The following is a 12349-nucleotide window of genomic DNA, read 5'->3' as shown; positions in this document are numbered from 1 at the left end:
ATGCAACCGCAGCGGGACGAGGCGACGGACCTGACCGGCAGGGTCGCGGTGGTGACGGGGGCCCTGCGCGGCCTGGGCAGGGAGACGGCGCGCGGACTGATCGAGAGGGGAGCCCACGTGGTGCTGGCGGGTCGGGACGCCGAGCGTGGCGCCGCCGCCGTGGCAGATCTGTCCACAGAGGATGGCTCGGGGGGAGAGGCCTCCTTCGAGCACCTCGACACGTCGTCGTTGGCGAGTGCCGCGGCCTGCGCGGACCGGTTGGCCGCCCAGTTGCCGAGGATCGACCTCGTGATCGCCAACGCCGGTGTCATGGCGGTGCCGTTCGCCCGCAGCGTCGACGGTGTCGAGTCGCAGTTCGCCACGAACTACCTCGGCCACTTCGTGCTGGTTCGGCGGTTGCTGCCCACGTTGCTGTCCTCGGGCGGAGGACGGGTGGTGACGGTGACGACGAGCACCCCGGTGCTGCGTCCGATCCGGTGGGACGACCCGAACTTCGAGACCGGCGAGTACGACCCGTTCGAGGCGTACGGGCAGAGCAAGGCGGCAGCCGTGCTGCACGCGGCCGAGCTGCACCACCGGTTCGCCGCCGAGGGGTTGACGGCGGTGTCCGTCGCGCCCGGCGTGGCGGTGACCGATCTCGGCAAGCACCTGACCCGGGACCAGGTGAAGTACCTCATGTCGCTCGTACCTCGGGATCCACAGAGCCGCCGCCGGATGCGCCCGAGGACACCGGCGCAGGGCGCGGAGCAGATCCTGTGGGCCGCCACGAGCGACGACGCGGCGGCGGGCGGGTTCTGCGAGGACTTCGCGGTGCACGAACGTCCTCGCGAGGCGGGCGGGCCGGAGGCGCCGACACGGCTGTGGGAACTCTCCGAGCGGATGGTCGCGTCCGTGCTCGGTGACGGTGTTCCGGGCTGATGGACACCGGGCGGTGTGCCGGGTAGAAAGTGCGCCGGACCACTGTGGACACGGCCACTGCGGAGGGAGGCAGCCATGGGGTCCGAGACCCTGGTCGCACCGGGGGCCCGGCTCGTCGGCTCGGTCGAGGGGCGCGTACTCGAGGGAGCCGGCCTGCGCCGGGAGATCGACCGGGTGAAGACGGCTCTGGACCGGCTGCCCGGTGGAGCGGTCGCGTCACGGACGGCGCCGTGCCTTCCCTCGGTGCTGCGGCTGCTGGCCGCGTTCGAGACCGGCAGGCCGATACTGCTCGTGCCGCCCCGGCTGTCGGCGGGGCAGGCCGCCACCCTCGCGGAGGCGTTCGGCCTGCGGGCGGTACTCGGTCTCGACGACGTCGAGCCGGTCCGGGAGGAACCTCCGGCCGGGTTCCGCGTGGACGACGATCCGGAACTGTCCGGCTGGGTGCGTTCCGGCCGTCTCGACGTGACCCCGCACGACGACCTCGCACTGTTGCTGACCACGTCGGGGTCGACAGGGGCGGCGAAGGCGGTGCGGTTGTCCGCGGGCGCTGTGCGGGCGAACGCCGTGTCCATCGGCCAGGCACTCGGTATCGACGGCCGCCAGGTGGCACCGACCAGCCTGCCCCTGCACTACAGCTACGGGCTCTCCGTGCTGACGAGCCATCTGCTGGTGGGCGCCACGGTGGTGCTGTGCGACGGCGGCGTGCTCTCGCCGCGTTTCTGGCGCGCGGTCGACGAGCACGGCGCGACGTCGCTGGCCGGTGTCCCCCACACCTACGAGACGCTCGACGGCATCCGCTGGCGACCCGGCCGGAACCCGACGCTGCGCACCCTCACGCAGGCGGGGGGCAGGCTGGCGCCCCGGCTCGTGCGCCGGTTCGGCGAGCTCGCCGAGGCCGACGGGTTACGCATGTTCGTCATGTACGGACAGACGGAGGCCACGGCCAGGATGACCGTGCTGCCTGCGGAACGGCTGAAGGACAAGCTCGGTTCGGTGGGGCTCCCCATCCCCGGCGGCCGCGTCGACATCGACGACGGGGAAGTGGTCTACCACGGTCCCAACGTCATGCTCGGTTACGCGGAGGGGCCCGAGGACCTGGCACGCGGCGACGAGCTGGGCGGGACGTTGCGCACCGGCGACCTCGGCAGGCTCGACGAGGAGGGCTTCCTGTGGCTGACGGGGCGGCGCAGCCGGGTCGGCAAGGTCTTCGGCACCCGGGTCGACCTGGACGTCGTGGAGCGGGCACTGGACGACGTCGGTCCGGTAGCGGCGCTGGACGCCGACGACCGCGTGGCCGTGTGGTCGGCGAGCGGCGCGGGCGAGGACGAGGTGCGGGCCCGGCTCGTGCGCGAGTTCGGGCTACCGAGAGCGGGTTTCCTCGTTCACCACGTCACCGCGTTGCCTCGGCTGCCCAACGGCAAGATCGACTATCAGCGGCTGCGCGCCACCGACCCTGGGCGGACCCGATGACGACCCCACCGGAGCCCGCTGTGCACTCCCGCCGCGCGGAGCTGTTGCCCGACCTCGTCGAGCTGGTGGAGTACCACCGCCGGCACTGTCCGGAGTACGCGCGGATCCTCGCCGCCACCGGACACGAACCCGGCCGGCACTACGCCGCCCTGTCCGACGTGCCGTGGCTGCCGGTCCGGCTGTTCAAGAACCACGTGCTGCGCAGTGTGGCCGCCGACGCGGTGTCCTCGGTGCTGACGTCGAGTGGCACGACCGGCAAGCCGAGCCGGATCCACTTCGACGCACCGGCGGCCCGTGCCCACCAGCGTGCTCTGCTGAACACGTTGCGCCCGCTGCTCGGCGCCAGGAGGCTGCCGATGCTGGTCGTGGACTCGGCGGCCCAGGCGAGGCGGGGCGCGACCCGGTCGGCCAGGGCGGCGGGAGTACTCGGCCTGATGAACGCCGGGCGTGACCACACGTTCGTGCTGGATGACGACGACCGGCTCGATGTCACCGCGCTCCACGGTTTCCTGCGCCGCCACGGCGGCGAGCCGTTCCTCGTCTTCGGGTTCACCTACCTGGTGTGGACGCGCCTGATCCGGCCCGCGGAACAGGAGGGGCTCGACCTCTCAGGTGGGATCCTGCTGCACTCCGGGGGCTGGAAGCGGCTCACCGACCAGGCCGTCGACGCCGCCGCGTTCCGGGCGGCCGCGGCGCGGGTCGGCTTGAGCCGCTCGCACGACTTCTACGGCATGGTCGAGCAGATCGGGGTGGTTCACCTGGAGAGCGACGAGCCGGGGCTGCTGTCCCCGCCGCAAGGGGCCGAAGTGATCATCCGCGATCCGGTGACATGGCAGGAGGCGAGGCCCGGTGAGACCGGGCTCGTCCAGGTCCTCAGCACGCTGCCCCGCTCGTACCCGGGACACTCACTGCTCACCGAGGATCTCGGTGTGGCGCACCGGGTGGACGGCCGTACCCGCTTCACCGTGCTGGGCAGGCTGCCCCGTGCCGAGGCCCGGGGCTGCAGTGACGCGGGGGTGGGTTCATGAGCGTGGTGACGCCCGCTGCCGGTGGAGCACCGACCGAGGTGACGCTCCTGCTCGACGAGCTGGCCCGGCCGGGGAGGCCGTTGGAGGTCGGCGACATGCGAGTCCGGCCGTTCCTGACGGACCTCGCCTCCCGATTGCTGTCGCCCTCGACGACCCGGCAGCACCCCGATCTCGCGGCGCTCGGCTTTTTCCTGCGCGACACCGCACTGACGGGTCTGTTGTCCCGGCTCGCCACCCGCGACGGTGAGGTGCGGATGCCCCGTGGTCTGGTGTTCCACATTCCACCCGCCAACGTGGACGCCTTGTTCGGATACTCGTGGGCACTGTCACTGCTCGCAGGCAACAGCAACGTCGTGCGGCTCTCGGAGCGGGCCTCGACCACCGCCACCGCGCTGGTGGAGGCGGTGACCGACGCGCTCGCCGAAGCGGACCCCGATCTCGCCCGCACCCAGCACTTCGTCCGCTATCCGCGCGACAGCACCGTCACGGCCACCCTGTCCTCGGCGTGCGATCTCCGCGTGATCTGGGGCGGTGACGCCACCGTCACGGCGATCCGGCGGCATCCGCTCGCGCCGAAGGCCCGCGACCTCACCTTCCCCGACCGATCGTCACTGGCGCTGTTCGACGCGCGGGGCTGGGCGGCCGCGCCGGAGTCACAGCGCAAGGCCGCGGTCCGGGGACTGCACGACGACGTGTTCCTGTTCGACCAGGCCGCGTGTTCCTCCCCCCGGACCCTGGTGTGGGTCGGTGGTGAGGACCTCGTACGGGAGGCGAGTGCCGAACTGGTGACGTTGCTGCGGCAGCGGGTCGCCGAACGAGGCACCGGTGTCGACGCGGCGATGGCCGTGGAGAAGCACGTGGCCGCCTACGGGCTGGCCGCGACGTCGGTGGTGCGCCGGGTGCGCTTCCACGGCAATGACGTCGCCGTGCTGGAGCTGGCGCCCTCGGCGGAGCTGCCCCGGACCTGGCTCGGGGCGGGCACGCTCGCCGAGGTACGGCTCGACGACCCCGGCGACCTGGTCCCGTTGCTGCGGCGGCGTGACCAGACGATCGTCCACTTCGGTTTCGAGTCCGAGGTGCTGGCGCGACACGCGCGGGCGTTCGCCGCCTGCGGTGTCGACCGGCTGGTACCCGTGGGGGAGGCGACGAGGTTCGGCGCCGTGTGGGACGGCTACGACCTGCTGCACGAGTTCAGTCGCCTGGTGACGGTGCGCGTATGACCGCCCCGGTTCCCGCCCGGCTGGGCGTTCACGCGGAAGCCGGTCACCCGGTGTGGAAGGTGCTCGCCGACCTCGGCGAGTTCTTCACCGTGGTGGCCGGACCGGACCAGGACATCGACGCCGCGTTCGTGGTGGACGGTGGGGAAGCGGCGGCCGAGCGGGTCGAGGAGTTGCTCGGCTCGGGTGTGTCCGTGCTGGTGCAGCCCCCGTGGGGCAGCCGGGCGGTCACGTCGGCCCTGCGTACGGCACGGAGGGCTGGGGCGCACTTCGCTCTGCTGGACCTGGCGGAGGCGGTGGGGCCACTCGCCGAGGTGGTCTCCGAGCGCATCGGCCGGGGCGACGTGGCCGAGGTGGAACTGGTGACGTCCCCCGCGGGGCTCCACACCGCGCTACGTGTACTGCACGGACTCCTTCCGTCACTGCGGCCGTGGCGGCTCGTGGCCAGGGCACCGGAGTTGCTGGCCGGCACGGTCGGCACCACCACCGTGACGCTGGTGGTGCGGACCGAGGGCGGTACCGCCGACCTCGTTCCCGACCGGATCGCCGTGAGGGGAGCCGCCGGGACCGTGCTGGCCTCCCCGGACGGGCTGACGTGGCTACCCGGTCCGTTCGGCGGCAGACCGGAAGCCGTGAGCAGGCGACCGGATCTCGGGTCCGTGCTGCACCGGCAGCTCACCGCCCTCCACACCTCGGTGGGGGAGCGGACCGGGGCACGCGACGTGGCGGCGGCCCAGCTCGGTCTCACCGTGTCCCGGTTGGCCGACGACGTCACCGACTCCCTCACCGCCGCCGAACACCCCCGGTTCCCGGCGGGGCTGGCCGACGAGGCACATCGAGCGGGGCTGGCCCACGTCACAGACCCGGAACCCGCGGTCGCGGCCGGGAAGGAGGCCGAACGTATCGCCCTCGCCACGATGGCGCGGGTGCTGGCCGACGCGTGCGCGGACGGACGAGCACGCACGGTGGAGGAGATCCTGTCCGAGGCCCGCGTCGCGCCCGGTACGGCGTGGCTCGTGCGGAGGTGGCTCGCGGTGCTGGTCGAGGAGGGGGTGTTCGAACTCGACGGCGGCCGGGTCCGTCCCGTTCCCACCATCCCCACGGCGAGTGCGGAGGCCGATCTCGAACCGGTGTACTCCGCGCTCGGTTTCCCCGCGACCGTCGGTCGGTTCCACTCGCGGGTGCGCTCCCGGCTGCCCGAGCTCGTCCGGGGTGAGGTGGCCTTGAGCTCGCTGCTGTTCCCCGGTGGCGACACCGGAATCGCCGAGGCCCTCTACGGCGAAGGGTGGGCGAGTCGCTATCTCAACGCGGCCGCCGCCCGTGCCGTGGTCACGGCTTTGCGCGGTGTCGACGGCACCGCCACGGTGCTGGAGCTCGGCGCCGGGGTCGGCGCCACGACCAGAGTGGTCCTCTCCGAACTCGACACCGCCGGGTTCGACGAAGTCCGTTACGTCTACAGCGACATCTCCCGCCTGTTCCTGGTCGCCGCGGCCCGCTGGGACGCACACCGGCACCGGGTGCGTCCCGCGCTGCTCGACGTCAACGACGACCTCCTGGCGCAGGGTGCGCCCTCGGCCTCCGCGGATGTCGTGATCGCCGGACACGTGCTGCACAGCGCTGTCGATCTCGGTCGCACACTGCGCTCGGTACGGGCCACCCTTCGGCGAGGCGGCACGCTCGTCGTCGTCGAGTCCACGGTGGAGAACTACGCCCTGCTCGCCTCGATCCAGCTGTTGCGGTCGGCCGACGAGACGGCGCCGCTGCCGGGCTCCGCCGACGGGCGGGCACGGAAGGGCCGCATGTTCCCCGACCTCGACGGTTGGCGGAGTGCGCTGGCATCGGCCGGGTTCACGGTGCAGGCCTGCCTTCCTCCGGCGGACCACCCCGGGGCCGGGCTCGGGCAGGCACTGATCGTCGCCACCGCGACCTGACCGCTCTCGGGGAAGTCGGTGTCCACGCGCCCGGGACGCCCGTTCGGGCCGGTTCGGCTCGGTCCCGCTGATCGCGATGGACACGGCAGCCGATGGCACGGCGTCCGACCGGTGGCTCACGCCGGTGTCACCGCCCTTCCTCCAGCACGCCGACAGGGTGCGAGCGAACAGTATTTGCGGTGGTCAGGGCGTCGTGGACGCCGGTAATGCCCGGTCGCCGGGCCGCGGCAACAGCGGTGTCACGCCGCTGGGCGGACACACTCCCGGGTTCGGCCAGCAGCAGGAAGCGTTGCTGTAGGTGATCAAAGTCTTCACACTGGGTGATTCACGCTGGACGTCTTCGTTCGAACGGGTGAGGTTTCACTCGGGTGTTGCTCCATTGGGCTTCCGTTCGTCGCGGGAGAAGGGGCACCCCTTCCTCCGCACCTCTAATTAGGTTAGCCTTCCCTATGACTGCACGATGATCACTGACCGATCGGAGGGTTCGATCGGTGAAGGGAGGTCGGTCCCGGGCGCGATCGCGAGAACTCCATCGAGTCACCGTTCGGAGGGGTTTCCGGTGGTCACGGTGATGGTGGTTCGGCCGCGAGGTGGTCGCGCCGTGATGTGCGCCGTCGAACTCGTCGCAGGGTGCGAGCTCGCCACGTCGCGCGGCGACCGCAACGGTGTCCTTTGCGGACTGTCGGACCCGGCATGGCCGTGGTTGGTGCGATGTCGACACCACCGAAAGCGTGGTCCGCGGCGAGACGACGTCCGGACATGTTCCCGTCCGCGCCGGAGATGCCGGCGTGACGTGGTGGTGGCGGTGGTCGTGAGAGCGACCCGCGGGGTGTGTTCTCCGATCGGGTCCGCCAGGCCGATCGCAAGGGCTCGTGGTCGTCGGAGTGTGGCCGGGTGAGCACTGGTCGCCGGTGTCCAATGTGTTCGGCGACCGGCGTGGATGGCGTGGTGGGGCAGGGATTCGTCGGTGCCGTCGTCGCGGTGTGAGGTGAGTCTCGCCGGTTTCCTCCGGTGGTCGTCTTGTCGGCGATCCCCAAACCTGGTTAGGTAAGGCTAACCATAGTAATTGTGGGGGTGGTGAGATGTCCTCGTCTGTGCTGGCCCGCCCGAGGCCCACGCACCGGGCGGCGGACCTGCTGAGCGCGTATCTGCCCGGGTCGTTCTACTACTCCTCGCCGGGCGGCACCGTGCTCGCCGACGGCGTGCTGCGGTCCGTGCGGGCCGAATCCGGGCGGCGTGCCGAGGCGGTCGCCGCGGAACTCGCCGCGGCGGTGGCCGACGGCGTGGTGGAGCCCATCGTCGTGGGGGCGCTCGGGTTCCGCCCCGATTCCGAGTCCAGTCTGGTCGTCCCGGCCGTCGTGCGCAGGGCTTCGGCGCCCGAGAGTGGAGACGGCGCGGTGCTGTCGCGGCAGGATCGGCTCGGCCCGTGGGACATCACGCCTCGGCCCGAGCGGGAGGCGTACGCGGCGGCCGTGGTCAGGGCGTTGCGCAGGATCGAGGACGGGGAGCTGGAGAAGGTGGTGCTCGCGCGGTCGCTCGAGCTCACCGCCGACGCACCCGTTCCCGTGCCTCCACTGCTGGCGCGCGTGGTCCAGGCCAATCCGGCCGCGCACGCGTTCGCGGTGGACATCACCGCGGTGGGTGATGCGGCCCCGCGCACGCTGGTCGGTGCGAGCCCGGAACTGCTGGTGTCGCGCAGGGGCGTGACCGTGGTGGCCAACCCGCTCGCGGGGTCGCGGCCCCGGAGCACCGACGAGGCGGAGAACCGGCGTCGCATAGCCGAGTTGCTGTCGTCGGACAAGGACCGGCGGGAGCACGCCCACGTGGCGGCGCAGGTCGCCGAGGTACTCGGGCGGTTCTGCGGCGAGCTCGACGTCCCCTCCGAGCCGGAGGTGATCGGGACGCCGACCATGTGGCACCTGTCCACCCGCATCACCGGGACGCTGGCCGATCCACGGGACCCGGCGACGTCGTCGCTGGCGCTGGCCGAAGCGCTCCACCCGACGCCCGCGGTGTGCGGCACGCCGACCGCGTCCGCCCGCGACCTCATCACCGAACTCGAACCGGACGACCGCGGCTACTACGCGGGGCTGGTCGGGTGGACCGGTGCGGACGGCGACGGCGAGTGGGTGGTCACCATCCGGTGCGCCGAGGTGTGCGACCGGACGGTGCGCGTGTTCGCCGGAGCCGGGATCGTCGAGGGTTCCGACCCCGCCGCGGAACTCGCCGAGACGAGCGCGAAGTTCCGCACGCTGCTCGGCGCGCTCGGGGCGGAGGAGACATCGTGAGCACATGTTCCGCCGGTCCCGACCACACCGCCTGGCCCGACGAGGTGGCGGCCCACTACCGCGCCGCCGGGTACTGGCGAGGACAGACGTTCGGAGCGCTGCTGACCACGCTCGCCGCCGCGTACGCCGAACGCCCCGCGGTGGTCGGGGAGCGCGCGGGCCAGGTCACGCGATGGACCTACGCCGAACTCGACGAGCGGGCCCACCGGCTGGCCGCCGGGCTCGCCGCCCTCGGGCTCCGCGCCGGGGACCGGGTGCTCGTGCAGCTGCCGAACGTGCCCGAGTTCGTGTCCGTGATCTTCGCGTTGTGGCGGCTCGGCGCGTGGCCGGTGTTCACGCTGCCCGCCCACCGGCACACCGAACTGCGGTACTTCGCCGAGAAGGCCGAGGCGAGCGCGATCGTCACCGTCGCCGAGCACGAACGACACGACCACGCGGCCACCGCCCGCGCCGTCGCCGGCGAGGTGGACAGCCTGCGGGAGGTGCTCGTCGTCGGCTCGCCCGAGTTCACCGAGTTGGGTGCCACCGAACCTCGCGAGTTCGATGATCCGGACCCGGAGGGGGTCGCGTTCCTGCAACTGTCCGGAGGCAGCACCGGGCCGTCGAAGTTGATCCCGCGCACGCACGACGACTACCTCTACAGCGTGCGCGAGAGCGCCCGGATCTGCGCGCTGCGGCCGGAGAGCGTGTACCTGGCGGCACTGCCCGTGGCGCACAACTTCCCGCTCAGCTCGCCGGGCGTGCTCGGCGCGCTGCACGCGGGCGCCACCACGGTGCTCTCCCCGCGCCCCGATCCCGATGTCGCCTTCCGGCTCATCGAGTCCGAGCGCGTGACGATCAGCGCGGTGGTGCCGCCGCTGGCGGCGGCGTGGGTGCAGGCGGCGGCCCGCACCGACCGGGATCTGTCCAGTCTGGACGTTCTCCTCGTCGGGGGCGCCAAGTGCGCGCGGGAACTGGCCGAACGCATCGGTCCCGCGCTCGGCTGCCGGTTGCAGCAGGTGTTCGGCATGGCGGAGGGGCTGGTCTGCTACACGCGGCTGGACGACCCGGACGAACTCGTGCTCGGTACCCAGGGGCGGCCGATCTCGCCGGACGACGAGATCCGCGTCGTCGATCCCGGCGACCCGGACGCGACGTCGGCCGACGAGGTCGCACCCGGTGAGGTGGGAGCACTGTTGACCCGGGGCCCCTACACCATCCGCGGCTACTACCGCGCGGCCGAGCACAACGCCACCGCGTTCACCGCCGACGGGTTCTACCGAACCGGTGATCTCGTGCGACGGCACCCGTCCGGGCACCTCGAAGTGGTCGGACGCGCCAAGGAGCAGATCAACCGGGGCGGCGAGAAGGTCTCCGCCGAGGAGGTCGAGAACCACCTCATGGCACATCCGGGGGTTCTCGACGCCGCGGTGGTCAGCGTGCCCGACGAGTACCTGGGGGAGCGCACGTGCGCCTACGTCGTCCCCGCCGACGGTGCCCACCCGGGCGAGGCGGAACTGCGCCGGTTCGTCCGCGAACGTGGCATCGCGGCCTTCAAGGTCCCCGACCTGGTGGTCGTGGTCGAGAGCTTCCCGGTGACCGGTGTGGGCAAGACGAGCAAACGCGAACTCCGGGCCGCGCTCGCGGCTCTGGCCAGGAACAGGTGATGTGGGTGTCGCTTCCGAGAATCCAGCCGTACGCCCTTCCCCGCGCGGCCGAGCTCCCGGCCGGGCGGGTGGACTGGCGGGTCGACCCGTCGCGGGCCGCGCTGCTGATCCACGACATGCAGCGCTACTTCCTCGCCCCCTACGTGGGAGCGCCGATCCCGGACGTGGTGGCCAACACGGCGGCCCTCGTCACGGCGTGCCGCGAGGGCGGGGTGCCGGTGTTCTACACGGCCCAGCCGGGTCGCCAGGCTCCCGCCGACCGCGGGCTGCTGACCCAGTTCTGGGGGGAGGGGATCGGAGCGGTCATCGACTCCGACCCCGGCGCGGCCGACGTCATCGACGAACTCGCCCCCTCGTCGCACGACGTCGTCCTGACCAAGTGGCGCTACAGCGCCTTCCAGCGCAGCACCTTCGCCGACCAGCTCGCCGCGGCCGGGCGCGACCAGCTCGTCGTCACCGGCGTCTACGCCCACATCGGCTGCCAGGCCACCGCGCTCGAAGCGTTCATGCGCGACATCCGGCCGTTCCTCGTCGCCGACGCGGTCGCCGACTTCTCCCGCGCCCACCACGACCAGGCCTGTTCCTACGTGGCCCAGCGCTGTGGCGCCGTCAACACCACCGCCGACGTCCTGGCCGCCCTCGCGGCCCCGATCACCACAGGAGTGAGCTGAATGAACGACCAGCCCGGGCTGTCCGCCGAGCGAGTGCGCGCCGACGTCGCGGAGCTGCTCGGCAGGGAACCGAACGCGCTCGCTTCGGAGGAGAACCTCCTGGACCTCGGTCTGGACTCGATCCGGATCATGAGCCTCGTCGAGCGCTGGCGGGCCGCGGGGGCGACCGTGGAGTATCCCGACCTCGCCGAGCGACCCGAACTGGCTCACTGGATCACCGTGGTCACCGGTGGAGCGGCGGCATGACCCGTACCGACCACCGGCACCGCCACCTCGACCGCATCGCCGAGGTGCGCGCGGGCACCGTCGCCGAGAAGGTGGGCTATCCCATCCACATCCGCACGGCCGAGGTCCTGCGTACGCGCGCGCTCGGGAGCGGGTTGATCCGCGTCACGCTGGGCGGGCCAGGTACGGAGGGGTTCGAGGCTCACGCACCGGACGAGCACGTCAAGCTCGTGTTCCCCGACTCCGACGGCGTGACCCGGCTGCCCGAGCCGAACGGGCTGATGCTGCGCTGGCCCCGTCCTTCGCCGACGGCCCGCGAGTACACGGTGCGCGCCTACGACCCGATCACCGGTGAGCTCGACATCGACATCGCCGTGCACCCAGGTGGCCTCGCCTCCGGGTGGGCGCGCTCGGTGCGGCCGGGGGAGCGCGTGCACGTCGCCGGGCCACCGGGTGGGCTGATCGTGCCGTTCGTCTACGACCGGTACGTGCTGGCCGGTGACATCACGGCGCTGCCCGCGATCGCGCGCTGGCTGGAGGCCCTGCCGCCGACCGCGGCCGGGTGGGCGGTCATCGAGGTGGCCGGTCCCAGCGAGGAGATCGACCTGCGTCCGCCCGCGGCGGTCGAGGTGCGCTGGCTGCACCGGGGCGACCGGCCGCCCGGCTCCACGGATCTGCTCGAACGCGCGGTGCGCGCCCTGCCCGTCTCGACGGACGAACGAACCTACGTGTGGGTGGCCGGTGAGGCGGGGACGGTGAAACCGCTGCGCCGCTGGGTGCGCCACGAGCTGAGACTCGCCCCTCACGACTACGACGTCACCGGCTACTGGAAGCGCGGGGTCGCCGACTACGACGACCACCACGACGACCATGACCACCACGACGATCACTGACCGTCCCGGCGTGCCCGGCGCCGACCGACCGAACACGTGTGCCAGGCCGTCCCGGCCTGCCC

The 12349-nt window shown here is 72.2% G+C and carries 11 protein-coding genes; all 11 read left to right on the top strand.

Annotation, left to right across the window (positions count from 1 at the left end; all coding sequences use genetic code 11):
- Positions 1-918 (top strand): SDR family NAD(P)-dependent oxidoreductase, encoded by a 918-nt coding sequence (locus SACCYDRAFT_RS13735; RefSeq protein WP_005456992.1) that lies wholly within the window; start codon positions 1-3, stop codon positions 916-918.
- Between the two features lie 75 nt (positions 919-993).
- Positions 994-2388 carry an AMP-binding protein gene (locus tag SACCYDRAFT_RS13730; protein ID WP_005456991.1) on the top strand — a complete coding sequence of 465 codons (1395 nt, stop codon included), beginning with the start codon at positions 994-996 and terminating at the stop codon, positions 2386-2388.
- Positions 2385-3416: a LuxE/PaaK family acyltransferase gene (locus SACCYDRAFT_RS13725; RefSeq protein ID WP_005456990.1), complete on the top strand. Its 1032-nt coding sequence runs from the start codon at positions 2385-2387 to the stop codon at positions 3414-3416. Before SACCYDRAFT_RS13730 ends, SACCYDRAFT_RS13725 begins: the two co-directional genes overlap by 4 nt.
- Positions 3413-4636: an acyl-CoA reductase gene (locus SACCYDRAFT_RS13720; RefSeq protein ID WP_005456989.1), complete on the top strand. Its 1224-nt coding sequence runs from the start codon at positions 3413-3415 to the stop codon at positions 4634-4636. The genes SACCYDRAFT_RS13725 and SACCYDRAFT_RS13720 overlap by 4 nt, the downstream gene beginning before the upstream one ends.
- Positions 4633-6564, top strand: coding sequence for a class I SAM-dependent methyltransferase (locus SACCYDRAFT_RS25465; protein WP_005456988.1), 1932 nt, complete (start codon positions 4633-4635; stop codon positions 6562-6564). The genes SACCYDRAFT_RS13720 and SACCYDRAFT_RS25465 overlap by 4 nt, the downstream gene beginning before the upstream one ends.
- Positions 6565-6640: 76 nt before the next feature.
- Complete coding sequence (locus SACCYDRAFT_RS13710) at positions 6641-6862, top strand: hypothetical protein (protein WP_043536472.1); 222 nt, start codon at positions 6641-6643, stop codon at positions 6860-6862.
- A gap of 784 nt (positions 6863-7646) precedes the next feature.
- Positions 7647-8852 carry an isochorismate synthase gene (locus SACCYDRAFT_RS13705; RefSeq protein WP_005456986.1) on the top strand — a complete coding sequence of 402 codons (1206 nt, stop codon included), beginning with the start codon at positions 7647-7649 and terminating at the stop codon, positions 8850-8852.
- Entirely contained in the window at positions 8849-10498 is a 1650-nt protein-coding gene (locus tag SACCYDRAFT_RS13700; protein ID WP_005456984.1) for a (2,3-dihydroxybenzoyl)adenylate synthase, read from the top strand. Before SACCYDRAFT_RS13705 ends, SACCYDRAFT_RS13700 begins: the two co-directional genes overlap by 4 nt.
- The gene (locus SACCYDRAFT_RS13695) at positions 10498-11169 is read left to right on the top strand and encodes an isochorismatase family protein (RefSeq protein WP_005456981.1); all 672 of its coding nucleotides are present in this window, start codon (positions 10498-10500) and stop codon (positions 11167-11169) included. Before SACCYDRAFT_RS13700 ends, SACCYDRAFT_RS13695 begins: the two co-directional genes overlap by 1 nt.
- Positions 11170-11415 carry a phosphopantetheine-binding protein gene (locus tag SACCYDRAFT_RS13690; RefSeq protein WP_005456979.1) on the top strand — a complete coding sequence of 82 codons (246 nt, stop codon included), beginning with the start codon at positions 11170-11172 and terminating at the stop codon, positions 11413-11415. It abuts the gene before it with no gap.
- Positions 11412-12287 (top strand): siderophore-interacting protein, encoded by an 876-nt coding sequence (locus SACCYDRAFT_RS13685; protein WP_005456977.1) that lies wholly within the window; start codon positions 11412-11414, stop codon positions 12285-12287. Before SACCYDRAFT_RS13690 ends, SACCYDRAFT_RS13685 begins: the two co-directional genes overlap by 4 nt.
- Positions 12288-12349: the final 62 nt, after the last annotated feature.

It is taken from the genome of Saccharomonospora cyanea NA-134, assembly GCF_000244975.1.
Classification (GTDB): Bacteria; Actinomycetota; Actinomycetes; order Mycobacteriales; family Pseudonocardiaceae; genus Saccharomonospora; species Saccharomonospora cyanea.
Note: the sequence above shows the minus strand (reverse complement) of the source record. Positions and strands in the feature narration are given on the sequence as shown.